Here is a 24,971-nt window from a genome sequence, read left to right on the forward strand (position 1 = left end):
GCCGGGAAGTCGCGGCGTTGGCCGTAGTCGCCGATCCGGTCCAGGAATTCGTCGAACAGCGCATGGGCGCCGTCCGAGCCGGTGGGCATGGCGATCTCGGGCAGGTTGCTCGGCGCGAAGCCCAGGTCGGCCAGCGTGGGCAGGTCCCGACGATACTCGCCCGGTACCGGCGCCAGCGCGCGACGGTACTTATCCACAGGATAGGGGCGCAGGTCGAACGGCTGCACCGTGCGCAGCCACGCGTTCTTGTAGGGCGTGAACACGGCGAATGGCGCGCCCTGGCCGTTCAGGACCTCGTCGGCCTCGAAGATGACCTGGTCCTTGAAGGTGAACAGGAGGCGGGCGTCGGCGGCCAGCGCGTCGCGCACGGCGGCATCGCGGGCGTTGGCGGACGGTTCGTAGTCGTGGTTGGCGAACACCGCCTCGGCTTCCAGGGCGGCCGCGAGTTGCGGGATCGCCTCGCGCGCCATGGCATCGAGCACGATCAGACCGCCGCCCCACTGGCTCAGGGCCGCGTGCAGCGGGGCCAGTGAGCGCAGGATGAAGTCGACGCGACGGTCGGCCTGGAGCCCCCGTTCCAGCAGGGGATCGAGGATCTCGCGGTCGAAGACGAACACGCACCATACCTGCCGGCAGTGCTTAAGGGCATAATGCAGCGCCGCGTGGTCGTCGGCGCGCAGGTCGCGCCGGAACCAGACCAGGCCGCGTTCGAACCGTTGTTCGATACGATACGGCGCGCGGCCGGCGGCATCCATCGATTGGGGCTGGGACGATCTTGGCATCGTCGTACCCTAACATATGGATACCCCGGCATCACATCCGCATTTCAGAGCATTCCCATGGCCATGACACTCGATCGAATTCTGCAATCCCAAGGCTTCGGCACGCGCCGTTATTGTGGCGACCTCGTGGCCGCCGGGCTCGTCGAGGTCAACGGCGAGCTATGCGAAGACCCCGGCGCACGCTTCGAGGTGGATGGCCTGCAACTGACCGTGGATGGCGAGGCGTGGCTGGCCTGCACCAAGGCCTACCTGATGCTCCACAAGCCCGCCGGCTATGAGTGTTCGCAGCGGCCGCGACACCACGAGAGCGTCTACAACCTGCTGCCGGTGCCGCTGCGTCAGCGCGAAGTGCAGGCCGTGGGCCGGCTCGACCACGACACCACGGGCCTGCTGTTGCTGACGGACGACGGCCAGTTCATCCACGCCCAGACCTCGCCCAAGCGCAAGGTGCCGAAGTTCTACGAGGTAACCACGGCCGAGCCCGTGACCGAGGCGCAGGCCGAGGCACTSCGCACCGGCGTGAAACTCGACGACGAACCGGCCCCGATCGCCGCCGAAGGCTGCGAGATCACCGGCGAACACAGCCTGCGGCTGACGCTGATCCAGGGCAAGTATCAYCAGGTGAAACGCATGGTGGCAGCCGCCGGCAACCATGTGAGCGGGCTGCATCGGAGTGCCATCGGCCGCCTGCAGCTCGACCCGGYCCTGGCGCCGGGCGAATGGCGCTGGCTCACGGCGGACGACCTGGCCGCGCTGAAGCCGGCCGACTGACGGGCCGCATCGACGAACCCTCCGGTGACGGATGCTGCGCAGGCCGGCAGAAAGTTTCGGGCCGACCGGCAGCGATTTGATAAAATGCAGCCATGGCGACGCCCGAAGCTCCAATCAATCTCACGAATCAGTTCCTGATTGCCATGCCCGGCATGGCCGACCCGACTTTTTCGGGTTCCGTGGTCTACCTTTGCGAGCACAACGAACGCGGCGCGCTCGGCCTGGTCATCAACCGGCCGATCGACATCGACATGGCCACGCTGTTCGACAAGATCGATCTCAAGCTCGAAATCCAGCCTGTGGCCCATCAGCCTGTCTACTTCGGCGGCCCGGTGCAGACCGAGCGCGGCTTCGTGCTGCACGATCCGGTCGGTGTCTATGTGTCGTCGCTGGCGGTGCCGGGCGGGCTCGAGATGACCACCTCCAAGGACGTGCTCGAAGCCGTGGCCAACGGCAGCGGGCCGCACCGGTTCCTGCTCACGCTGGGTTATGCCGGCTGGGGCGCCGGGCAGCTTGAGGAAGAACTGAGCCGCAACGGCTGGCTGACCGTCCAGGCCGATCCCGAGATTATTTTCAGCGTGCCGCCCGAAGAGCGGTTCGCCGCCGCAGTGCGCCTGCTGGGCATAGATTTCACGATGCTCTCGGGCGAGGCGGGGCATGCCTGATCAGGCGGGGCGCGCGACGCCCCCGGACGGCACCGTCCTCGCCTTCGACTATGGCGAGAAAAAAATCGGCGTGGCGCTCGGTAATTTCATCACCCGGCAGGCCCGCGCGCTGACCATTCTTCCCAATGTGACCGTGGAAGGCCGCTTCGAGGCCGTGAGCGCGCTGGTGCGCGACTGGACGCCGGTGCAGTTCGTGGTGGGCATGCCGGTCAACCCCGAAGCCGGCCCCGACGATGCCGAACAAGCCTCCATGCGACTTGCGCGCCGCTTTGGCAACCAGTTGAACGGCCGCTTCGACCTGCCAGTGGCCTTCGTGGACGAGCGCTACAGCTCCCGCGCCGCCGCCATGGCTGGGGCGAAGCGCGGCGCGCTGGACGCCGAGGCCGCCCGCATCATCCTGCAACAGTATTTCGACGAGCTTCCGCTATGACCCAGACCTCCACTCCCGACGCCGAGGCGCTCTACCACGCGCTGCGCGACCAGGCCCAGGCGCTGATGCCGGCGGCCGAGCGCGCCAACTGGTCCGTGGCCGGCATCTACTCCGGCGGCGCCTGGATTGCCGAGCGCCTGGCAGCGGACCTGAAGCTCGACAGCCATGGCGTGATCAACGTGGCCTTCCACCGCGACGACTACGCCAAGAAGGGCCTGCACAGCCAGGCCGAGCCGACCACGCTGCCGTTCGACGTGCAGGACCGCAACATCCTGCTGATTGACGACGTGCTGGCCACCGGCCGCACGATTCGCGCCGCCGTGAACGAATTGTTCGACTACGGCCGCCCGGGGCGTGTGGCGCTGGTGGTGCTGGCCGACCGCGGCGGGCGCAACCTGCCGATTGCCGCCGACTTTGCCGCGGCCACCATCGAACTGCCCCAAGACAAGACCCTGGTGCTGTCCCGCCAGGGCGAGGGTGCCGCCACGCGCTTCGCCTTCGCCACCGAAGCCCGTGCCTGACCGGCCCCGACCCGCACCTCCGCAAGCCACCCAGACCGACCCTGCCCGCGCCCGACCTGCCATGACCAAGATGTTCCGCAACCCGCAGCTGACCAAGAATGGCGAGCTGAAGCACCTGTTGTCGATCGAGGGGCTGTCGCGTGACATGATCACGCACATCCTCGACACCGCCAGCCAGTTCGTCTCGCTCTCCGACTCGGACCGCGACGTGAAGAAGGTGCCGCTGCTGCGCGGCAAGAGCGTGTTCAACCTGTTCTTCGAGAACTCCACGCGGACGCGCACCACGTTCGAGATTGCCGCCAAGCGGCTCTCCGCCGACGTGCTGAACCTGAACATCAACGCGTCTTCCACCAGCAAGGGCGAATCGCTTCTGGACACGATCAACAACCTCTCGGCGATGTCCGCCGACATGTTCGTCGTGCGCCACGCCAGTTCGGGCGCGCCGTACCTGATCGCCGAGCACGTGGCGCCGCACGTCCACGTGATCAACGCCGGCGACGGCCGCCACGCACACCCGACGCAGGGTTTGCTGGATATGTACACGATTCGTCACTTCAAGAAGGATTTCACCAACCTGACGGTGGCGATCATCGGCGACATCCTGCATTCGCGGGTGGCGCGCTCGGACATTCACGCGCTGACCACGCTCGGCGTGCCGGAAGTGCGCGCGATCGGGCCGCGCACGYTGCTGCCGTCCGGGCTGGAGCAGATGGGCGTKCGCGTCTTCCACAAYATGGAAGAGGGCCTGAAGGGCGTGGACGTGGTGATCATGCTGCGYCTGCAGAACGAGCGGATGAGCGGCGCGCTGCTGCCGTCCGCGCAGGAATACTTCAAGGCGTACGGGCTGACGCCGGAGCGGCTGGCGCTGGCCAAGCCCGATGCCATCGTCATGCACCCGGGRCCGATGAACCGCGGCGTGGAGATCGACTCCGCCGTGGCCGATGGCTCGCAATCGGTGATCCTGAACCAGGTGACGTTCGGCATCGCCGTGCGCATGGCGGTGATGGGCATCGTCGCCGGCAACAATGATTGAGTCAGGCTCCCCCGAACAACCGAACGCCAAGCGACAGAACATGAAGATTCACATCCAGGGTGGCCGCCTGATCGACCCGGCCGCGAACCTCGACGCCGAGCAAGACCTGTTTATCGCCGCCGGCAAGGTCGTCGGCGTGGGCCGCGCACCGGCCGATTTCAACGCCAACAAGACCATCGACGCCCGCGGGCTGATCGTCTGCCCGGGGCTGGTGGACCTCTCCGCGCGGCTGCGTGAACCGGGCTACGAGTACAAGGCGACGCTGGAATCCGAAGTGGCCGCCGCCACCGCCGGCGGCGTGACCAGCCTGGTCTGCCCGCCCGACACCGATCCGGTGCTGGACGAGCCGGGCCTCGTAGAAATGCTGAAGTTCCGCGCCCGCACGCTCAACCAGACCCACGTCTACCCGCTGGGCGCGCTGACGCTGGGCCTCAAGGGCGAGATCCTGACCGAGATGGGCCAGTTGACCGAGGCCGGCTGCGTTGGCTTCAGCCAGGCCGAGATGCCGATCCGCAATACCCAGGTGCTGCTGCGCGCGATGCAGTACGCGCAGACCTTCGGCTACACGGTGTGGCTGCGTCCCGAGGACCCGTTCCTCGGCGGCGGGGTGGCGGCGAGTGGCGCGGTGGCGTCGCGGCTGGGCCTCTCGGGCGTGTCGGTGATCGCCGAAACCGTGCGCCTGCATACGATCTTCGAACTGATGCGCACCACGGGCGCGCGCGTGCACCTGTGCCGGCTGTCGTCGGCGGCCGGGCTGGAGCTGGTGCGGCAGGCGCGCAAGGAAGGGCTGAGGGTGTCGTGCGACGTGAACATGCACCATGTGGCGCTGACGGACGTGGACATCGGCTTCTTCAATAGCCAGATGCGCTTCTCGCCGCCGCTGCGCAGTGCGCGGGACCGGGATGCCATCATCGCCGCCCTGGCCGATGGCACCATCGACGCGCTGTGCTCGGACCATACCCCAGTGGACGACGACGAGAAGCTGCTGCCATTCGACGAGGCCTCGCCCGGCGCCACCGGCCTGGAATTGCTGCTGCCGCTGACGCTGCGCTGGGCCAACGAGCACAAGGTGCCGCTGGTGAAGGCGCTGGCGCGCATCACCAGTGAGCCGGCCCGCGTGATCGGCCTTGGTGCTGGCACGCTGGCCACCGGCAGCGCGGCAGACGTCTGCGTGTTCGACCCGAAACAGGTGTGGAAGGTGGAGCGTAGCGCGCTGAAGAGCCAGGGCAAGAACTCGCCGTGGCTCGGCTACGAGATGGAAGGGCGCGTGCGCATGACGCTGGTCGGTGGCCAGATCGTGCACGAAGCGCGCTGATCAGCACGGATCTTAGTCGATCAATATCATCCGAGAGCCCTTACGATGATCTGGTTACGCAAGACGCGCCTCATCCTGCTGATGCTGCGCGGCATGCTGATCTGCGCCACGGTGTTCCCGTGGGCGAGTGTGGCGATGCGCGAGCGGCTGATCCGCAACTGGTCGCGCAAGCTGCTGAAGCTGTGTGGCGTGGAAGTGGAGGTGCAGGGTTTGGCGCCCGGCCAGCCCGCGCCGCGTGGCGCGATGATGGTTGCGAATCACATCTCCTGGCTCGACATCTATGTGATCCATAGCTGGCATCCCGCACGCTTCGTGGCGAAGTCCGAGATCCGTAGCTGGCCACTCGTCGGCTGGCTATGCGAGAAGACCGGCACGATCTTCATCGAGCGTGGACGCAAAAGGGACGCGCACCGGGTGCTCCATCACATTACCGAGGTGATGCGCGACGGTGACTTGGTGTGCGTGTTCCCGGAGGGGACGACGACGGATGGGACGGAGGTGCTGCCGTTCCATGCCAATCTGATGCAGGCCCCAGTGGCGGGCGGGCTGCCGGTGCAACCGGTGGGGCTGCGGTATCTGGACGCAGCCACCGGCGAACCGACGGCGGCGCCGGCCTATATCGGCGATTTGTCGCTGCTGGACTCGCTCGACATGATATTGCGGTCGCCGCCGATCAAGGCGCGGCTGACGCTTGGGCCGCAGCTGATGGCGCAGTCGGCGAGTCGGCGGGAATTGGCGGAGTCGGCGCGGGAAGTGGTTGTTCACCTCGCACAGGGGACGCCGGAGGCTGCCATCGCCGTGGCCGACCGGCTTCACCAGCCCGCGCCGGCACTGGCGCCGGTGTCCGCTGCCATGAACTGAGGTTCACGGCTTCCCCGCTGGCGCGGGGCTGACGGACTCAGGCGAGCGGATCAGAATACTGCGGGCAATCGACCTGGACGATGGTCCGGTCCGCCGGATCGGATGCGAGTCGGGCGGCCGTCAGCTTGCCACCCCAGACACAACCGGTATCGAGCGCCATGAGGTTGGGCCGCGTCATCAGTCCGAGCGTGGACCAGTGTCCGCAGACCACGGTGACATCGGCGGTACGGCGGCCGGGCACATCGAACCAGGGCATGACGCCGTTTGGCGCGCCGCCCGGACCTTCCTTGGTTTTGAGATCCATGACCCCGTCCGCGGAACAGAAGCGGAGGCGGGTGAGGGCGTTCACGACCACGCGGTGGCGGTGGATGCCAGTCAGGTCATCTTGCCAGCGATCCGCGGCGTTGCCGAAGACATTGCCGAGGAAGTCTTGCCAGTTGGGCCCCTGCAGCTCCGCTTCCACTTCGCCCGCGAGATCGACGACCTGCGTCGCGGTCCATTGCGGCAGCACGCCGGCGTGGACGATCAGGAAGTCATTCTCCAGGATCGCTAGCGGCTGATGGCGCAGCCATGTGAGTAARTCRTCACAATCKGRGGCGGCSARGATGTCGTCCARGGTGTCCGAYTTGCTCTTCTTGCGCACSCCGGCWGCGACGGCAAGCAGRTGGATGTCGTGGTTGCCCAGCACGGTCCGAGCACGCGGCGCCATGTCCTTGACCATGCGAAGGGTTTGTAGCGAAGCCGGGCCGCGATTGACGAGGTCGCCGGCGAAGCGAAGGGGGGCCTCCCCCGGAAGTTGAGCGAGAAGCGGCGCTAGGGACTGAGCACAGCCCTGCGGATCGCCAATGGCGAACGGGACCGGCGTTGGGTTGGGGAGTTTGGGCATCTTTGCAGGTTGTCCGGAAATTAAGAAGTGCTCGCATTTCCGCGTAATCGTTTTCGCCGAAGGTTACAAGAGGCTACAAAAAGTTGAGGATTGGGCCAGAGCGGCAGGAGTTGCTCAGATAGAATACCGTCACCTCCACAAGGACTAAGCAATCCGCCATCCTGAAAGGGATGAGGCGGTGCCCCGGCTGTTGCCGGACACTCGAAACATATCGATAGGCAGGAGCAAGGTTTTGTCGCACATAATGATTACGGGCGGAGCAGGGTTTATCGGCGCCAATTTTGTCCTCGATTGGCTCAGTGAGCCTGCCGCAGACAGTGTTGTCAACGTCGATAAGCTGACCTACGCCGGCAATCTTAAGTCCCTCGCTGTGCTGGCAGACGATTCCCGCCATATTTTTTCCCGCACGGACATCTGCGACCGGGCAGCACTCGATGCGCTGCTGGCCGAGTATCGTCCGCGCGCGGTCTTGCATTTTGCTGCGGAAAGCCATGTGGATCGCTCCATTCACGGGCCGGCCGATTTTGTCCAGACGAATATCGTCGGCACATTTACCCTGCTCGAAGCGGTGCGGACTTACTGGTCCGGGCTCGATGTAGAGGCGCGGGCGGGGTTCCGCTTCCTGCATGTCTCCACGGACGAAGTCTTCGGCTCGCTCGGCCCCGGTGATCCCCAGTTCTCCGAATCCACAGCCTATGCGCCGAATAGTCCTTATTCGGCCTCCAAGGCCGCGTCGGACCATCTGGTGCGCGCGTATCACCATACGTACGGCCTGCCGGTGTTGACCACCAATTGTTCGAATAATTACGGCCCTTACCATTTTCCGGAGAAGCTGATTCCGCTGATTATCGCCAATGCACTGGCGGGGAAGGTTCTCCCAGTATATGGCGATGGTCAGAATGTCCGCGACTGGCTCTACGTGCGCGACCATTGCTCCGCAATCCGCGAGGTGCTGACGCGGGGCCGACTTGGCGACACTTATAACGTCGGCGGCTGGAACGAAAAAACCAATCTCCAAGTCGTCCATACGATTTGCGACTTGCTCGACGAACTGAAGCCGCGAGCGAGCGGTTCCTATCGCGATCAGATTGCGTTCGTGAAAGACCGGCCAGGCCATGACCGACGTTATGCGATCGACGCGCGCAAACTGGAGCGGGAGCTCGGCTGGAAACCTGCGGAGACCTTCGAAAGCGGATTGCGAAAGACCGTACAGTGGTATCTCGACAATCAGGACTGGGCGCAGGACGTGATGTCGGGCGAGTACCGATCGTGGGTGGCGATGCAATATGCCACGTAAGGCACATCGTGCTCGTGTGGTTCTTGTAACGGGAAGCAACGGGCAGGTCGGTTTCGAGTTGCGCCGAAGTATGGCGGTACTTGGCCATGTGATAGCGGTGGATCGTGCCGCCTGCGATCTGGCCGATGCCGATGCGCTGCAGGCGCTTGTCCGCACGGTGCGTCCGGACGTGATCGTGAACGCCGCAGCCTATACGGCGGTCGACGATGCCGAGACGGACGAGACGCGAGCCTTCGCCGTGAACGCTGCGGCCCCGGGCGTACTGGCGATGCAAGCGAAGGCGCTCGGCAGCCTGTTCGTGCATTACTCTACCGACTACGTCTTCGATGGCGCCGCAGACCGGCCCTATGTCGAATCGGATGCGCCGAATCCCTTGTCCGTCTATGGCCGAAGCAAGCTAGCCGGCGAGCAGGCCGTCGCCGAGTCCGGCGCAAGAGCTATCGTGCTGCGGACCTCGTGGGTGGCGGGTGCGCATGGCAAAAATTTCGCCCGGAGCATCTTGAAAGCGGCAGCCGAGCGGGATCGGATGGAAGTCATTGCCGACTGTTTCGGCGCACCGACCACGGCAGCGCTCGTGGCGGATGCGACCGCGCATGTCGTGGCGAGGCTTTGGGGGCAGCGCGGGGCTGAGGCCGCGCACGGTGGCGTGTGGCACCTGGCGGCCGCCGGCGAGACGTCGTGGCACGGCTATGCCAGAGAAGTGGTCCGCTATGCGCTGGCGCGGGGCGCGGCGTTGCGGCTGAAGCCCGAAGCCATTGCCGCAATTCCAACCTCGGCCTGGCCGCAGCGGGCGCGGCGCCCGGCCAACAGCCGGTTAAACACCGATAAGTTGTGTGAGACGTTTGACATTCATCTTCCGGAGTGGCGGCACGGCGTGCACTACCTGATCGATCAGATACTTTCCTGAACTGGACCATGCGCAAAGGCATAATTCTGGCCGGCGGCTCCGGCACGCGGCTCTACCCGATTACGTTGTCGGTGTCGAAGCAGTTGCTGCCCGTCTTCGACAAGCCGATGATCTACTACCCGCTTTCCACGCTGATGCTGGCGGGGATCCGGGACATCCTGATAATCTCGACGCCCGAAGATACGCCGCGCTTTGCAGAGATGTTGGGCGATGGCAGCAAATGGGGCCTGAGCCTGCAGTATGCGGTGCAATCGTCGCCGGATGGGCTTGCGCAAGCGTTCCTGATCGGCCGTGACTTCGTTGGCAATAATCCTTCGACGCTGATTCTCGGCGACAACATTTTCCACGGCCACGCGCTGATCCGGCAACTCAAGGACGTGACCGCTCGGGAGCGCGGTGCGACCGTGTTCGCCTATCACGTCCACGATCCGGAGCGCTACGGCGTGGTCGAGTTCGATGACCAGTTTCGCGCGTTGTCGCTGGAAGAGAAGCCTGTCCGCCCGCGCTCAAATTATGCCGTGACCGGGTTGTACTTCTATGACAACCAAGTCTGCGATATTGCCGCCGAAATCCGTCCGTCGCCCCGCGGTGAACTGGAAATCACCGATATCAACAAGCGATATCTGGAGTTGTCGCAGCTCGAAGTTGAAGTGCTAGGCCGGGGCTACGCGTGGCTCGATACCGGCACGTATGATTCGCTGCTCGAGGCCGCCAGCTTCATCGCCACGGTGCAGAAGCGGCAGGGGCTCATGGTTGCGTGTCCGGAGGAGATCGCGTTCCGCAACAAGTGGATTGGCGCCGAGGCCGTCGAGCAGATGGCAAATGCCCTGTCGAAGAACTCTTACGGCGCATATCTCCACGGCCTGATCTCGGAAAAATCCCGATGAGTGAGCAACCGGCCCTCCTGGCCACGCCAACCTCGATTCCGGATGTCCTGATCGTGGCGCCGCGGGTGCGCCGAGACGCGCGCGGACATTTCATGGAAAGTTTCAACGCGAAGGTGTTCGAGCAGGTGACAGGCATCCGGCGAGAGTTCGTGCAGGACAACGTGACGCGCTCCTTCAGGCACGTATTGCGGGGCCTGCACTATCAGACGCGCCGGCCGCAGGGCAAGCTGGTACGGGTGACTGCCGGGGAGGTGTTCGACGTGGCCGTGGACCTGCGCCGCGAATCGCCTACGTTCCGGCAGTGGGTGGGAGTGATCCTGTCCGCGGACAATTTCCTCCAACTCTGGGTGCCCGAGGGCTTCGCACATGGTTTCATGGTGATGTCGGATTATGCCGACGTGCATTACAAGATGACGGATTACTACGATCCTCAGTTCGAGGTCGCGATTGCCTGGAACGATGCCGACGTTGGCATCGACTGGCCGGCCACGGAAGCCCCGATCCTGCATGCCCGCGATGCGGCCGCGCCGCCGCTGCGGGATGCCGAGAATCCGTTCTGAGGGAAACCGTGACAGAAGAGTGCCTGCGACAGCATGGTGATTGCCATGACGCACTCGTGAGGGACGAGAGCCATGCGCTGTCGGGCCGCCGCGTCCTTCTCTTCTGCGCCAACACGGCGTGGTCGATGGTCCGCTTCCGGCACGGTCTGCTGGAAGACCTGATCCGTGACGGCTACGAAGTGCATGTGGTGGCGCCGGAAGATAGCGAGGTCCCTGCGCTGCTCGCCATGGGCTGCCGGTTCCATCCGATGGCGATGTCGGCCCAAGGACGCAACCCGATCCAGGACCTCCGCCTCGTAGGGGCACTGCTGGCGCTGTATCGGCGGGTGCGACCGGCGTTGATTTTTCATTACACCATCAAGCCGAACATCTACGGCTCTATGGCGGCGCGGCTGGCCGGCATCCGTTCAATCGCGGTAACTACCGGGCTGGGCTATGTGTTCATCAACCGCGGGATCGTATCCGTGTTGAGCAAGCTGCTTTACCGCCTTGCACTTCGGTTTTCGGGGCAGGTGTGGTTCCTGAACCAGGAAGATCGCATGGCGTTCGAGTCCGCTGGGCTGGTGGACGGCAGGAAGTGCACGGTTTTACCGGGCGAGGGCATCGACCTGGACTTTTTCGCGCCGCCGGCGCAGCCGGACGAGCCGGCGCCGGACCAGTTTCGATTTCTGTTGATCGCCCGGATGCTATGGGACAAGGGCATCGGCGAGTACGTGGAGGCGGCGCGTGCATTGAGGGCGCGCCATGCGCACATGCGCTTCCTGCTGGTGGGTCCGCCCGGGGGGGAGAACCCGAGCGCGATCGCCCAGCGGCAGGTCGATGCCTGGGTAGCGGAGGGGGTGATCGAGTATCTTGGCGTCGCGCGCGATATCCGACCCGTGATCGGCGCAGCGCACTGCGTGGTGTTGCCGTCGTACCGGGAGGGGATTCCCCGGGCCCTGCTCGAGGCGGCCGCAATGGGCCGCCCGGTGATTGCCACGGCGGTGCCTGGTTGCAAGGATGTCGTGGATCATGGCGAGACAGGCCTGCTCTGCCGCGCACGCGATGCCGCGGATTTGGAGGCCAAGATGGAAGAGATGCAGCAACGGAACCTTGATGCCTGGCGCCGCATGGGCAACGCCGGGCGGGCCAAGATGGCATCGAGCTTCGACGAGCGTTATGTCATCGCGCACTATCGGAAGGTCATTCGCGCCCTGGTCTAGCGGCACGGGCGGCACAACGGGCACGACGAGTGCAGATAAATTCGCTTCATGCATGAAATGAATTTATCTGCACGGCCTTTATGTTAAAGTTTCATGTTATCGGGAAGCCGAAGTCGGCGATTGCTATGACATTTGTTCCTGTGATTCTTTCGGGCGGAGCCGGTACGCGACTCTGGCCGGTATCGCGCGAGCTGCACCCCAAGCCRTTCATTCGGCTTTCGGACGCGCAGAGCCTGCTGCAGAAGACATTTCTGCGGGCCACCGCGTTGCCGGATGTCGCCGAGGTTCTCACGGTGACGAACCGCGACCTGTTTTTCAAGACGGAGGACGAGTACCGCGAGGTTAACGCGCAGGGCGTGGCGACGTCCTACATTCTTGAGCCGTTCGGACGCAACACAGCGGCGGCGATCGCTGCCGCCGCGCTCGACGTGGCGGAGCGCCATGACGACGATGCAATCCTGCTGATCCTGGCCGCCGACCATGTCATTCGCGACCAGGAAGCGTTCGGCGTTGCGATTGCCAGCGCGCGCGCGCTGGCCGCGAAAGGTGCACTAGTCACGCTCGGCATCCATCCCGACGGGCCTGAAACCGGCTATGGCTATATTGAGGCCGATGGGTCCGCCGTGCGCCGCTTTGTAGAAAAGCCATCTCACGAAAAGGCCGTGGAATATTGCGCCAGCGGTCACTATTACTGGAACGCCGGCATCTTCTGCTTTACCGTCGGGACCGYGCTGAAGGAATTGGAAGCCCATGCCCCGGACGTCCTGCACGCGGTGCGCGAATGCATGAGCCGGTCGAAGCAGCTACGCGGCGAACACCTGATCCAGCGAACGTTGGACGCCGTGGCGTTCGAACAGGTGCCGAACATTTCGATCGACTACGCGCTGATGGAGAAATCTTCGTCCGTGGCAGTCGTGCCCTGCGAGATCGGCTGGAGCGACGTGGGCTCTTGGAGCGCCATCAGCGACCTGTCCAGCGCAGACGACTGCGGCAACCGCGTGGAGGGGGAGGCGCTGCTGCACGATTCGTCGAACTGCTATGTGCGCAGCGAGGACCGTCTGGTCAGCCTCGTGGGTGCCACCGACCTCATCGTCGTGGACACTGCCGACGCCTTGCTGATCGTGGACAAGACGCGTGCGCAGGACGTCAAGGAAATCGTCCGGCAACTTAATTCCCAAGGCCATGCCGCCAGCCGCATCCACCGTAAGGTGCACCGCCCATGGGGCACCTATACCGTGCTCGAGGGCGGTTCCCGGTTCAAGATCAAACGGATCGAGGTGAAGCCCGGTGCTTCGCTGTCGCTACAGATGCACTATCACCGCAGCGAGCATTGGATCGTCGTGAGTGGTATGGCCAAGGTGATCAACGGTGAAAGGGAATTGCTGGTCAACACCAACGAATCCACCTATATTCCGGCCGGCAACCGCCATCGGCTCGAGAATCCCGGCAAACTGCCGCTCGTCATGATTGAAGTTCAGTGCGGGGACTACTTGGAGGAGGACGACATCGTCCGCTTCGAAGATTCTTACGGCCGCGCTTAAAGACAATACAGGATACGCAATGAAGAAGGTCGCCCTTATTACAGGCATCACCGGTCAGGACGGCGCCTACCTCGCAGAATTGCTGCTCGAGAAAGGCTACGAGGTGCATGGCATTAAGCGCCGCGCCTCGCTGTTCAATACCGACCGCATCGATCATCTGTATCAGGATCCGCACATCGATCAGCGGAATTTCATCCTCCATTACGGTGATCTGACGGACTCCACGAACCTGATCCGCATCATCCAGCAAGTACAGCCGGACGAACTGTACAATCTTGGGGCGCAGTCGCACGTGGCCGTATCGTTCGATAGCCCAGAGTACACCGCCAACAGCGATGCGCTTGGGACCCTGCGCCTGCTGGAAGCGATCCGGATTCTGGGCCTCGAGAAGAAAACGCGTTTCTACCAGGCATCCACGTCGGAACTCTACGGCCTGGTGCAGGAGATACCGCAGAAGGAAACTACGCCGTTCTACCCGCGCTCGCCTTATGCCGTGGCCAAGCTCTATGGCTACTGGATCACGGTGAATTACCGCGAGTCGTACGGCATGTACGCGTGCAACGGCATCCTATTCAACCATGAGTCTCCGCTGCGCGGCGAGACGTTTGTCACACGCAAGATCACGCGCGCCATCAGCCGCATTGCGCTCGGACTGCAGGACTGCCTCTACCTTGGCAACCTGAACAGCCTGCGCGACTGGGGCCACGCGCGCGACTACGTGGAAATGCAGTGGCTGATGCTGCAGCAGGAGAATCCCGAAGACTTCGTCATCGCCACCGGTGTGCAGTATTCGGTGCGTGACTTCGTGCGCGTTGCCGCCGCTGAGCTCGGCATCGCCATGCGCTTCGAAGGCGAGGGCGTGGACGAAGTCGGTATTGTGGACAGCGTGGACGCGCAGAAGGCAACCGCCGCCGGGATCAGGGTCGCGGCGGGTGAGACCGTCGTGCGCGTGGACCCGCGTTACTTCCGTCCGGCGGAAGTTGAAACGCTGCTCGGTGACCCCACCAAGGCGCGCCAGAAGCTCGGCTGGACGCCGCGCACCACCTTCGCCGAACTGGTCAGCGAAATGGTGGCCGCCGATTTCGATCTGGCGCGGCGCGACAGCCTCGTCAAGGAAGCCGGCTTCAAGGCATTCAACTATCACGAGTGAAGACGGCCATGCAAGCTCACGACAAGATCTATGTTGCCGGACATCGCGGCTTGGCGGGCTCGGCGATCGTGCGGCGGCTGCGCGCCTCCGGCTACGACAACCTGCTGTTCCGTACTCACGCGGAACTCGACTTGACCGACCAGGCTGCCGTCGATGCTTTCTTCGCTGCGGAACGTCCAGAGTATGTGTTCCTGGCCGCGGCCAAGGTTGGAGGTATTCATGCCAACAACGCCTATCCGGCCGAGTTCATCCGCGACAACCTCGCTATCCAGACCAACGTCATCCATTCGGCTTGGCAGCACGGCGCCACCAAGCTGCTGTTTCTCGGCTCGTCTTGCATCTACCCGAAGTTCGCGCCGCAGCCGATGCCGGAGAGCTGTCTGCTGACCGGCGAGCTGGAGCCCACGAACGAGTGGTACGCAGTGGCCAAGATCGCCGGCATCAAGATGTGCCAAGCCTATCGGCGCCAGTATGGGTTCGATGCAATCTCGGCAATGCCGACGAATCTTTACGGGCCCGGCGACAACTTTGATCTGCAAAACTCTCACGTGCTTCCTGCGCTGCTGCGTAAGTTCCACGAAGCGAAGGCGGCCGGAGACGAAGAGGTGGTGATGTGGGGGACGGGCACGCCTCGCCGCGAGTTCATGCACGCCGACGACCTGGGCGATGCACTGACATTTTTAATGCAGCAATACTCGGACGAGGGCATCGTCAACGTTGGGGTTGGGGCTGATGTGACAATTCGCGAGCTGGGCGAAATCATCCGGAACGTGACGGGATACCAAGGACGTATTGTTCAGGACCTTGGCAAGCCAGATGGCACGCCACGCAAGCTGATGAATACAGATCGCCTCAGCTCGTTGGGCTGGCGTGCGCGCATTGAACTAAAAGACGGGGTAGCAGCCACCTATCAGTGGTTCCTGGATCACTACAACAAATAGCCTTTTGGCTCAGGGAAAAATGTTTCATGACCCTGCGCCGAAGGGATGGACTGCAGTTTGTGGGAAATTGGATGAGTGCGAGCGACAACATAACCGTCCTGGCCAATGGCCGGTCTGCAAAAGACTATTGGACGGATTTCTTCATGCATCGCGAGTTGCTTTACTTCCTCGCGTGGCGCGACATTCTGGTCCGCTACAAGCAGACGCTCATCGGCGCGGGTTGGGTCTTGATTCGCCCGTTGCTGACAATGCTGGTCTTTACCGTGGTCTTTGGCAAGATCGCGGGTTTGTCGTCGGGGCCGATTCCATACTCGCTTGTGGTGTTCGCGGGCATGCTGCCATGGTATTTCTTTTCGAGTTCCCTGACAGATTGTAGTAATAGTCTGGTAACTAATGCCCAGCTACTATCGAAAGTTTATTTTCCACGCCTGATCGTGCCGTTCAGCACGATGCTGGTCAGTCTGGTCGACTTCACGATTTCCGGGGTTCTGCTGGTCGGCCTTATGCTCTGGTTCGGGCACTGGCCCGACTGGCATATGCTATTCCTTCCGTTCTTCGTTGTTCTGGCTGCCACATTCTCGATGGGACTAGGACTTTGGGCCGCAGCCCTGAACGTGCGGTATCGGGATTTCCGTCACCTCATTCCGTTTTTCCTGCAACTAGGCATCTATGTTTCACCGGTCGGCTACTCCGCGGAGCTGATTCCCGAGAAGTGGCGTCTGTTGTATTCGCTCAACCCGATGGTGGGAATCATTGCCGGTTTCCGTTGGAGTATTCTTGGCGGGGATACACAGCTTTACTGGCCGAGCGTTGTAATAGCCGCGTTCGCGGGAGTGTTGCTGACTTTCACCGGGATTCGCTATTTTCGAAAAGCCGAAGCCAGTTTTGCGGATGTGATCTGAACCATGACGGCTGCAATCAAGGTAGAAGACCTTTCAAAGAAGTATCTGATTAACCATCTGGTTGGCAATCAGCCTCGCTCGATTCGAGAGGCCTTGGGCCGTAAGCTTGCAAGAGTGCTTCCATTTGGCGCCGGACATGCGCGCAATGCCGTGATGGATGAAGGCGAATCGACAACCACAGAAGAATTCTGGGCGCTGCGTGACGTCTCCTTCGAAATCAAGGAAGGCGAGCGCATTGCCGTGATCGGCGGGAATGGGGCGGGAAAATCCACGCTGCTGAAGATCCTGAGCCGCATCACCGAACCGACTCGAGGACAGGTTACCATTCGCGGTAAGGTTTCCAGCCTGCTCGAGGTCGGTACAGGGTTCCACCCGGAATTGACCGGCAGGGAGAATATCTTTCTGAATGGCGCCATCCTCGGGATGCCGCGGGCCGAGATCCTGCGTAAGTTCGACCAGATTGTGGGTTTCTCGGGCGTCGAGAAATTTATCGATACGCCAGTGAAGTACTATTCGAGCGGCATGTATGTCCGGCTCGCGTTTTCAGTATCCGCGTGGCTGGATCCGGATATCTTGATCGTTGACGAGGTCCTGTCCGTGGGCGATCAGGCTTTCCAGAAGCGGTGCATGGATAGGATGCGCGAACTGACCGGATCTGGCCGCACTGTGCTGTTCGTCAGTCATAGCATGGCCGCGGTGAAGTCGATGTGCGAGAAGGCGTTGTATTTGAAGAAGGGCGAGGTTGTTTCGTTTTCGCCTGTCGAGGATGCCGCCACCGCGTACGTTCGCACCCTCGCTGATGAAACGGAGACAGGGGCTTGGCATAAGGCACAATTCCAGTTTCCGGACCCCGATATCAATGTGCAGATCGATTGCGCGGACTACGTGACGTGTCTGGGGGGCGGCATTCGGGATCACGACGGCAAGGAAACCGCCCACCTCGACATCGACAAGCCGTTCAGCATTGCATTGCGATATCGCGTCAACAAGGATGTGCCGTATAGGGTTGTTCCCAACTTCCACTTCTACGATGAGTCTGGAGGACGCGTGTTCATTGCATTCCCAGAAGCCACGCCGCCAAATATGGCTGGTGAGTATGAAGTGGTCTGTCATATCGATCCCTTTCAGTTCAATACGGGCCGCTTTAATCTCATGCCCGCCCTAAGCAGCTACGAGCTTGAGAATCCGCTGCATTTTGCGTTGGAGAACGCGTTGCGTTTCGAGGTCTACGAGCCGGGGTTGATCGATCCGCGCCGCCATGGCTGGACCGGCGGACTCCCGGGTGTTTCCCGGCCGCGTTTGAAATGGGATTGTCACAAGCTCTGAGGGGCGCCGTACGCATGTTTAAAAAAATCCTGGGAACACTTCGCGGTAGAGAGTCAAATACGAACCCTGCGCTTGCGGGCGAAGTACGTGACGATATCGTCAGCGAAGGACGCCGCTCCTTCGCGCAAGCCGGCGAGGACATGATTGTCGACTTCATCTTTCGGGCCATTGGCATCGACAGGCCAAACTATCTCGATATCGGTGCTCACCATCCCACTCGGCTCAGCAATACACATTTCTTTTACACCCAGGGTTGCCGTGGCGTAAATGTCGAGCCTGATCCGGATCTGTTCGACGCGTTCCTTGTAAAGCGTCCTGAAGACGTAAACCTCAATGTCGGGATTGGTGAGGGGAACGTGTCGGCGTTGCCGTTTCATGTAATGTCTACGCGAACCTTGAACACGTTTTCAAGTGCGGAAGCGGCCAGGTACGAGGGCACGGGCTTGCATCGTGTCGAGAAGATTATCGAGGTGCCGGTCGTCAGCATCAACACGGTCATCGAGACCCATTTCGGTGGTGCATCGCCTGATTTCGTGTCTGTCGACGTGGAAGGTCTGGACATTGAGATTGTCAAGAGCCTTGACCTAAAGCGGTTCCGGCCGGCCGTGATTTGCGTGGAAACATTGACATTCAGTGAAACCCGCGAGGAAGAGAAGATCCCGGAAATTGGCGATTATCTTGCCGCGCAGGGCTATTTCGCCTACGCAGATACCTATATCAACACGCTGTTCGTCGATCGGGCGCGGTGGAAGGGCAATTGACTGCCGCCGTTATTCAATGCGTTGGCGTCGGGGTGAAGGAAGATGAAGAAAATGATGTCCAAAATGGCTGCATCCGTGCAGCGATTGCTGTTGAAGGTAGTCACATATTCCGCGGAGCGCGGTGTCCGGATGCAGCCGGAAGATGTCGTACCGCTCCTGGCAACTTTGGTGAAGGCTCAACCGGGCCTTGCTGCTTCGGTGGGCCAGCAACTCGCTTCCGATGACGCCGGGCAGGCGCAAGCGCTGTTGCAAGGTGTGCTTGGCGATCCCGGCAATCGCGCGGCCGCGCGGGAGGACATGGACCAACTCATCAATTTTTCGGCGTACTGGCGCGATGATTGGGTCGCGAGGAAAGCCGCTGAGATGCCGATGGGCGCGCGCGTGCTGGACGCCGGGGCAGGCCAGTGTCGCTACAAACCGTTATTCGCGCATACGGCTTACAAGGCGCAAGATTTCGCACAGTACCAAGGTAGCGTGGACGGACCGCTGCGGGAAACTTGGGACTACGGCGCCATCGATTACGTCTGCGATATCACGAATATCCCGGTTGATACAGGGGTGTTCGATGTGGTGCTCTGTACGGAGGTACTGGAGCATGTACCTGATCCCATTAGTGCATTGCGTGAGCTTGTCCGGGTCACGACCTCCGGCGGGCGCCTGCTATTGACAGCACCGCTGGGCAGTGGCATCCATCAGGAGCCCTATCATTTCTATGGCGGATTTTCGCCATATTTCTACGAGCGTTACCTCGCCGACTTTGGTTGCGAGATCGTTGAAATTAAGCCGCTGGGCGGATTGCTGCGCCACGTGGCCCAGGAGGTACATCGTGCCGGGCGGACACTGACCGAACTGCAAAACGGGGTGACGCCGGCGCAGTCCTATGTGCTGATGGACTGGCTGCCAAGGCTACTGAGCCAAGCAGAGAATGACTGCCTAATCGAGCAGTTTACAGTTGGTTATATGGTCGAAGCGCGAAAGCTTCCCATCGCTTAGTCGGATTACAGTTCATCGTCATGTCGAAAATCATTACCAAACTGATAGGTGGCCTCGGCAATCAGATGTTCCAGTATGCTACGGGGCGCGCACTCGCCCATCGACTGGACGTGCCGCTTTCGCTCGATGCATCGGGGTTCGAGCACTATGATCTGCGACGCTATGAGCTCGGCGAGCTGGCCATCTGGGCCACCGTCGCCTCCGAGGAAGAACTCGCGCAAGCGGGCGTTACATCGCGGCCGCATTCGCTGGCTGACCGGGCGATGAAATTCCTCGGTGTGCGGCGCCCAGCCAACGTAATACGAGAAGCCACGTATGCCTATGACGAACGTCTGGAGTATGCGGGCGCGCCAGCGTATCTGGATGGCTATTGGCAGAGCGAGCGCTACTTCAGCGGCATCGCGGATCTGCTGCGACAGGAGTTCTCGTTGAAGGCTCCCGTGAATGATGCCAATGCGGCGCTGGCGCGGCAAATCGGTGCAGCAGGCAGCAATGCGGTGTCCTTGCATATCCGTCGCGGCGATTATGTCAGCAACGCACAAACTGCCCAGTATCATGGCGTCTGCTCGCTCGACTATTACCGGGCAGCGGTCGATCACGTGGCAGAACGCATCGATGTACCGCATTTCTTTGTTTTTTCCGACGACCATGCATGGGTCAGTCAGAACTTCCGGCTCGACCATGCCGCGACGCTTGTCGATGTGAATGATGCCGACCACGGTGCCTGGGATATGGCGCTGATGAAAGCGTGCCGTCACCACATCATTGCCAACAGCTCATTCAGTTGGTGGGGTGCGTGGCTCAATCCCCATGCGAATAAAATCGTCGTGGCACCCGAACGCTGGTTCAGCGGGGCGTCGCACGATACGAGCGATCTGATTCCGGCTTCTTGGAGTCGACTATGACGACACCTCTCATCAGCGTGGTCTTGCCCGTCTATAACGGGGCGGCGGATGTTGAAAGAGCCGTCGGCAGTATCCTGACGCAAACGTGCGACGACTTTGAGCTTATCCTGATCAATGATGGCTCGAAGGACAACTCGGCTGACGTGCTTGAATCTATGCGAGATCCGCGGATTCGCCTGTTTCATCAGGGCAACATAGGACTGGCCGGCACATTGAATCGGGGCATCGGGCTAGCGCGTGGTCGTTATATCGCGAGGCAGGATCAGGATGATCTTTCGCATCCCGAGCGCTTTGCCCGACAGGTGGAATTTCTCGAGCGCCATCCAGACCATGGCCTGCTCGGTTCCGCGGCCGAGATCTGGGTCGGTGACGCGCCCACTGATCGCACGCACGATCATCCGATTGACCATGGCGCCTTGAGCTTTGAACTCCTGTTCAACAATCCGTTCGTGCATAGTTCGGTAATGGTGCGCAAGTCGGCGATCGAGGCGGTAGGAGGATATACCACCGATCCTGCCCGGCAGCCGCCGGAAGATTATGAGCTTTGGTCGCGCATGGCGCGGCACACACGCGTGGCCAATCTGCCGGAGCGGTTGCTGATCTATCGCGAAGTACCCGCTAGCATGTCGCGCACGGGACCAAATCCTTTTCTAGAGCGTCTGGTGCTGATCTGCGCGGAGAATCTTGCTGCGGTGCTGGGTTACAAGGAGCCCCCAGTGGAAGTTCTGGACGTGGCTGCCCTCACGCATTCCGCCCTGCATCGATTGTCCCCGCATCCCGATATCGAGCGTATGTGCCAAGCGGTGCATGCCGCCGGGGAAAGACTGGCGAGCGAGTCGCCCCATTCCGATGTACCCCGCCGCCTGGCATCGCGCATTGAGAGCTTGCGCCACCAATACTTGATTCACAAGCACAACATGCATTGGGCTCGACCGATTGCGCGCAAGTTGCGCGCAATCGGTCGGCAACTCGGCGTTTTGCCACGCTGAGCGGGGGGCGAGGAATGCGATTACTGTTCTGCTGCGAATTCTATTTTCCGAGCGTAGGCGGGGTGCAAGAGGTCATGCGCCAGATTGCTGAGCGACTCGTCATGCAGGGGCATGACGTCACGGTCGCCACTACGCGGTTGGCGGAGCGGAACTTTTCGGCTCACAAGGGCGTGAAGATCGTGGAGTTCGGCATTACGGGCAACACGGTGCGTGGCATTCACGGGGAGGTGGAACGCTATCTCGAGTTCGTGACCGCCTTCGACGGTGATGCGATCATGATCAAGGCCGCCCAGCAGTGGACTTTTGACGCGCTCTGGCCAGTACTGGACCAGATCCGTGTGCGCAAAGTATTTATTCCCTGCGGTTTTTCGGGTCTCTATGAGCCATCCTATACCGAATACTTCAAGGCGCTGCCCGACGTACTCAGGCAGTTCGACCATCTGATCTTCTACGCGGAGCGATATCGCGACATCGATTTCGCGCGTGAGCATCATCTCGCGCCGTGCACCATCCTGCCAAATGGGGCAAGTGAGATCGAGTTTCTTGTGCCAAAGGATCCGGATTTCCGCCGGCGCCATGGCATTCCTGAGGAAAGTTTTGTTTTTCTCACGGTTGGCAGCATGACGGGCGTGAAAGGGCACAAAGAAATTGCTGAAGCGTTTGCCCGACTTCGCAGCGATCGCAGACATGTCACACTAATCCTGAACGGCAATCCGCCACCTGCTCCCGCCGTGATGATCACGGAAGGGCCTCGTGCCGGAGCCCAGTTCGTTGAGAGCGGCGGCACCAAGCGAGTACTCGCCTTCATCGGTCGCCGAATTCGGCGGGTGGCGGGCTTGGCTTGGCGGTCGATCAGTGTGTTGCGGCGGGAAGGTTTGCCTGGCGTAAGGTCACGCATCTCCGCATTGGCTGTGGCGCAACTGGAAGATATTGGACGTTTGCAGTGGGTACCGCGAAACTGGCGCAAATCTGCCGACCCTATTGGCTACTGGACGGAGCGTGCCGGCGGGCAGGCAAACAAGTACGTGCTCAAGGTTGACCTTGGGCGCCAGGAACTGGTCCAGGCGTACATGAATGCAGATCTGTTCGTGTTCGCCTCGAATATCGAGTACTCACCGCTAGTGCTATTTGAAGCCACCGCAGGCGGCACCCCCTTTCTCTCCGTGCCGGTGGGGAATGCGGAAGAGATTGCGCGATGGACGGGCGGCGGTTTCATCTGCCCCGCGCCGAAGGACGAGCGGGGATATACGCGCGCCGATCCGCAGCAGTTCGCGGCGGAGATGAAGCGATTGATGGACGAGCCGGAGGCGTTGTCGGAGGTTGGCCGCGTGGCGCGCGAACGATGGATGAAGCAGTTCACATGGGCTCGCATCGCGGAGCGCTACGAGTCTATTCTGCGTGGGTCTGAAGCGGTGCATCGCCCGGAAAGCACCGCTGAGCGGTCTGTGACGTAAAGAAGGCGGTTTTGCGAGTGAAAGTAACCAAGGTGAATCGATGATGCATTGTTCTGTGATTGGGGGAGCCGGCTTTATCGGCGCTTGGCTCGTCCGCGAACTCTTGGCGTCCGGGCGTGAGGTGACCGTGCTCGGCCGACGGCCGACGCGGCCTGTTCACTTATCCCAGGCGGCGCGCTATGTATCGGTCGGCCAGGGAGAGGTGGACTGGCGTGCCCAACTTGCTGACGCGCACGAAGTCATCGACCTTGCGTACGCGACCGTGCCGAAAACGAGTTATGCGGATCCTGTCTTCGACATCCTCGCCAATCTTCCCCCTACAGTCGGCTTGCTGGAAGCCGCATGCCAGTTGCCGTTGCGCAAGATGGTGATGGTTTCTTCGGGCGGTACAGTCTATGGTCACGCGTCCACACTGCCTATCGTGGAATCCAGTCTGACCAACCCGGTCTCGCCTTACGGAATCACGAAGCTGACGCAGGAAAAGTATTCGCTTATGTTCCATCGGCTGCATGGCGTTCCAATCAGCATCGTGCGACCCGCGAACGCTTACGGGGTGGGGCAGCAACCGTTCACTGGACAGGGGTTCATTGCGACGGCAATGGGCGCGATTTTGAGCCAGCAGGATGTGACCATATTTGGCGATTTCGGCACGATTCGCGACTATATTCACGTCGCCGATGTCGCACGCGGCATCATGGCCGTCCTCGACAGCGGAGTCGTAGGGGAAATTTACAACCTGGGCTCAGGTGTGGGTAGAAACAACCTTGAGGTAATGCGAGCGATCGAGCCGTTGACTGCGGCCAGCAACTTGCCGATGCGGATTCGTCACGAGCAGGCGCGGCAGTTCGATGTATCGGCAAATGTGCTGGATAGCAGCAAGCTGCAGGCGTGCACAGGGTGGGCGCCGGACGTCGACTTCCAGCAAGGCCTGTCGACAATGTGGGAAGCCATTTCCAGCGACATGGCGCGGCGGCAATGAGGGAGTGGAGCTGAGCCATGGGACCAACGATATCCATCCTTCTTCCAGCCTTCAATGCCGGGCAGACGCTGGGCCTGGCATTGCGCTCGCTGTGCGGGCAAACGTTTTCGGATTTCGAGATCCTGGTGCTCGATGACGGCTCGGACGACGATACGGTTGATATTGCGCAGTCCTTCTCCGATCCGCGAGTGCGTGTTATTCGAGACAGGCGCAGATTGGGCTTGGCGCGTCGCTTGAACATGGGAATTGAACTGGCGCAAGGCCGATATATCGCGCGGATGGATGCTGATGACGTGAGTTTTCCGGAGCGGCTGGCGCGCCAGGTGGCTTTCCTTGAAGCACATCCCCACATCGATCTAGTGGGATGCCGGGCGGTGGCGTTCCGCACAGACGGCGAGGTGCTAGGCCTTCTGCCGTTCGCGGGCACGCATGAGGCAATGTGCGTGCGGCCGTGGCGAGGTATTCCTTTGCCGCATCCGGGCTGGATGGGTCGTCGCGAGTGGTTTACGCGCTTTCGCTACGGCTTGCCGGAGGTCATGCGAGCAGAAGACCAGGAGTTGCTGCTGCGCAGTCATCGCGAAAGCCGCTTTGCGTGTCTCGAGGACGTATTACTTGGCTACAGGCAAGGCTACTTCAATCTGCGCAAGACGTTGTTGGCCCGTCGCTCGTTGCTAGGGGCACAATTGAGATATTTCATGCAGCAACGGCAGATCTCGTATGCTGCAGGCGCGCTGGCGCTGACTGGCGTACGTGTTGCGGTAGATTTGCTGGCTGCGTTGCCGTTTGCCGGCCGTCTTTATTTCATGCGCATGTCGGAACACGCGCCATTGGAAGTGGTCGCCACGCTTCGTAGCAGTCTGGAGCGGTGCGCGGCGCCTGTCGGCAAGCGATAGACTTTACAGTGACCTCCTGT

At 61.5% G+C, this 24,971-nt stretch carries 26 protein-coding genes; 24 read left to right on the forward strand and 2 right to left on the reverse strand.

The genetic code is table 11. The features are described from left to right. The coding region (locus AB4Z27_RS20990; RefSeq protein ID WP_441645155.1) for a deoxyribodipyrimidine photo-lyase at positions 1–782 on the reverse strand (782 nt) is incomplete at its 3' end. Positions 783–845: 63 nt separating this feature from the next. Here AB4Z27_RS20990 and AB4Z27_RS20995 point away from each other — a divergent pair. The 7 genes from AB4Z27_RS20995 to AB4Z27_RS21025 all read left to right on the forward strand — a co-directional run bounded on the left by AB4Z27_RS20995 (position 846) and on the right by AB4Z27_RS21025 (position 6,378). Next, positions 846–1,553 (forward strand): pseudouridine synthase, encoded by a 708-nt coding sequence (locus tag AB4Z27_RS20995; protein WP_441645204.1) that lies wholly within the window; start codon positions 846–848, stop codon positions 1,551–1,553. A gap of 92 nt (positions 1,554–1,645) precedes the next feature. Further along, positions 1,646–2,218 (forward strand): YqgE/AlgH family protein, encoded by a 573-nt coding sequence (locus AB4Z27_RS21000; RefSeq protein WP_092290645.1) that lies wholly within the window; start codon positions 1,646–1,648, stop codon positions 2,216–2,218. Beyond that, positions 2,211–2,648, forward strand: a complete 438-nt coding sequence (ruvX, locus tag AB4Z27_RS21005) for a Holliday junction resolvase RuvX (protein ID WP_092290643.1) — start codon at positions 2,211–2,213, stop codon at positions 2,646–2,648. The genes AB4Z27_RS21000 and ruvX overlap by 8 nt, the downstream gene beginning before the upstream one ends. Continuing rightward, on the forward strand, positions 2,645–3,169 hold the full coding sequence (pyrR, locus tag AB4Z27_RS21010) for a bifunctional pyr operon transcriptional regulator/uracil phosphoribosyltransferase PyrR (protein WP_092290641.1): 525 nt from the start codon (positions 2,645–2,647) through the stop codon (positions 3,167–3,169). The genes ruvX and pyrR overlap by 4 nt, the downstream gene beginning before the upstream one ends. Positions 3,170–3,230: 61 nt before the next feature. Next, positions 3,231–4,202, forward strand: a complete 972-nt coding sequence (locus AB4Z27_RS21015) for an aspartate carbamoyltransferase catalytic subunit (RefSeq protein WP_092290639.1) — start codon at positions 3,231–3,233, stop codon at positions 4,200–4,202. A 40-nt stretch (positions 4,203–4,242) separates the two neighbouring features. After that, positions 4,243–5,517 (forward strand): dihydroorotase, encoded by a 1,275-nt coding sequence (locus AB4Z27_RS21020; RefSeq protein WP_092290637.1) that lies wholly within the window; start codon positions 4,243–4,245, stop codon positions 5,515–5,517. Between the two features lie 45 nt (positions 5,518–5,562). Further along, a complete protein-coding gene (locus AB4Z27_RS21025; protein ID WP_441645156.1) occupies positions 5,563–6,378 on the forward strand; it encodes a lysophospholipid acyltransferase family protein in 816 nt (271 codons plus the stop codon). Positions 6,379–6,415: 37 nt separating this feature from the next. On the opposite strand, the gene AB4Z27_RS21030 is transcribed toward AB4Z27_RS21025, so the two are convergent. Beyond that, complete coding sequence (locus AB4Z27_RS21030) at positions 6,416–7,264, reverse strand: symmetrical bis(5'-nucleosyl)-tetraphosphatase (protein WP_441645157.1); 849 nt, start codon at positions 7,262–7,264, stop codon at positions 6,416–6,418. Between the two features lie 232 nt (positions 7,265–7,496). Here AB4Z27_RS21030 and rfbB point away from each other — a divergent pair, with 232 nt between their 5' ends. From rfbB to AB4Z27_RS21115, 17 genes are all read left to right on the forward strand, one after another. Continuing rightward, positions 7,497–8,561 (forward strand): dTDP-glucose 4,6-dehydratase, encoded by a 1,065-nt coding sequence (rfbB, locus tag AB4Z27_RS21035; protein WP_441645158.1) that lies wholly within the window; start codon positions 7,497–7,499, stop codon positions 8,559–8,561. After that, positions 8,551–9,468, forward strand: a complete 918-nt coding sequence (rfbD, locus tag AB4Z27_RS21040; protein ID WP_441645159.1) for a dTDP-4-dehydrorhamnose reductase — start codon at positions 8,551–8,553, stop codon at positions 9,466–9,468. Before rfbB ends, rfbD begins: the two co-directional genes overlap by 11 nt. An 8-nt stretch (positions 9,469–9,476) precedes the next feature. After that, complete coding sequence (gene rfbA, locus AB4Z27_RS21045; RefSeq protein ID WP_441645160.1) at positions 9,477–10,355, forward strand: glucose-1-phosphate thymidylyltransferase RfbA; 879 nt, start codon at positions 9,477–9,479, stop codon at positions 10,353–10,355. Then, the gene (rfbC, locus tag AB4Z27_RS21050; protein ID WP_441645161.1) at positions 10,352–10,915 is read left to right on the forward strand and encodes a dTDP-4-dehydrorhamnose 3,5-epimerase; all 564 of its coding nucleotides are present in this window, start codon (positions 10,352–10,354) and stop codon (positions 10,913–10,915) included. Before rfbA ends, rfbC begins: the two co-directional genes overlap by 4 nt. A 125-nt stretch (positions 10,916–11,040) precedes the next feature. After that, positions 11,041–12,117, forward strand: a complete 1,077-nt coding sequence (locus tag AB4Z27_RS21055) for a glycosyltransferase family 4 protein (RefSeq protein ID WP_441645205.1) — start codon at positions 11,041–11,043, stop codon at positions 12,115–12,117. Positions 12,118–12,242: 125 nt separating this feature from the next. Beyond that, the gene (locus tag AB4Z27_RS21060; protein ID WP_441645162.1) at positions 12,243–13,658 is read left to right on the forward strand and encodes a mannose-1-phosphate guanylyltransferase/mannose-6-phosphate isomerase; all 1,416 of its coding nucleotides are present in this window, start codon (positions 12,243–12,245) and stop codon (positions 13,656–13,658) included. A 19-nt stretch (positions 13,659–13,677) separates the two neighbouring features. Then, positions 13,678–14,808, forward strand: a complete 1,131-nt coding sequence (gene gmd, locus AB4Z27_RS21065) for a GDP-mannose 4,6-dehydratase (protein WP_441645163.1) — start codon at positions 13,678–13,680, stop codon at positions 14,806–14,808. Between the two features lie 8 nt (positions 14,809–14,816). Then, a complete protein-coding gene (gene fcl / locus AB4Z27_RS21070) occupies positions 14,817–15,749 on the forward strand; it encodes a GDP-L-fucose synthase (RefSeq protein ID WP_441645164.1) in 933 nt (310 codons plus the stop codon). A gap of 26 nt (positions 15,750–15,775) precedes the next feature. Continuing rightward, positions 15,776–16,651 carry an ABC transporter permease gene (locus AB4Z27_RS21075; RefSeq protein WP_441645165.1) on the forward strand — a complete coding sequence of 292 codons (876 nt, stop codon included), beginning with the start codon at positions 15,776–15,778 and terminating at the stop codon, positions 16,649–16,651. A 3-nt stretch (positions 16,652–16,654) separates the two neighbouring features. Further along, the gene (locus tag AB4Z27_RS21080; RefSeq protein ID WP_441645166.1) at positions 16,655–17,977 is read left to right on the forward strand and encodes an ABC transporter ATP-binding protein; all 1,323 of its coding nucleotides are present in this window, start codon (positions 16,655–16,657) and stop codon (positions 17,975–17,977) included. Positions 17,978–17,991: 14 nt separating this feature from the next. Continuing rightward, on the forward strand, positions 17,992–18,738 hold the full coding sequence (locus AB4Z27_RS21085; RefSeq protein WP_441645167.1) for an FkbM family methyltransferase: 747 nt from the start codon (positions 17,992–17,994) through the stop codon (positions 18,736–18,738). Between the two features lie 42 nt (positions 18,739–18,780). Beyond that, complete coding sequence (locus tag AB4Z27_RS21090; protein ID WP_441645168.1) at positions 18,781–19,731, forward strand: class I SAM-dependent methyltransferase; 951 nt, start codon at positions 18,781–18,783, stop codon at positions 19,729–19,731. 20 nt (positions 19,732–19,751) lie between these two features. Continuing rightward, positions 19,752–20,636, forward strand: coding sequence for an alpha-1,2-fucosyltransferase (locus AB4Z27_RS21095; protein ID WP_441645169.1), 885 nt, complete (start codon positions 19,752–19,754; stop codon positions 20,634–20,636). Next, positions 20,633–21,625 carry a glycosyltransferase family 2 protein gene (locus AB4Z27_RS21100; RefSeq protein ID WP_441645170.1) on the forward strand — a complete coding sequence of 331 codons (993 nt, stop codon included), beginning with the start codon at positions 20,633–20,635 and terminating at the stop codon, positions 21,623–21,625. The genes AB4Z27_RS21095 and AB4Z27_RS21100 overlap by 4 nt, the downstream gene beginning before the upstream one ends. A 74-nt stretch (positions 21,626–21,699) precedes the next feature. Further along, positions 21,700–23,079 carry a glycosyltransferase family 4 protein gene (locus AB4Z27_RS21105; protein WP_441645171.1) on the forward strand — a complete coding sequence of 460 codons (1,380 nt, stop codon included), beginning with the start codon at positions 21,700–21,702 and terminating at the stop codon, positions 23,077–23,079. Positions 23,080–23,119: 40 nt separating this feature from the next. Then, positions 23,120–24,058: an NAD-dependent epimerase/dehydratase family protein gene (locus AB4Z27_RS21110; RefSeq protein ID WP_441645172.1), complete on the forward strand. Its 939-nt coding sequence runs from the start codon at positions 23,120–23,122 to the stop codon at positions 24,056–24,058. Positions 24,059–24,075: 17 nt separating this feature from the next. Continuing rightward, positions 24,076–24,951, forward strand: coding sequence for a glycosyltransferase family 2 protein (locus AB4Z27_RS21115; RefSeq protein ID WP_441645173.1), 876 nt, complete (start codon positions 24,076–24,078; stop codon positions 24,949–24,951). Positions 24,952–24,971: the final 20 nt, after the last annotated feature.

The organism is Cupriavidus sp. KB_39 (assembly GCF_052114485.1).
Lineage (GTDB): Bacteria > Pseudomonadota > Gammaproteobacteria > Burkholderiales > Burkholderiaceae > Cupriavidus.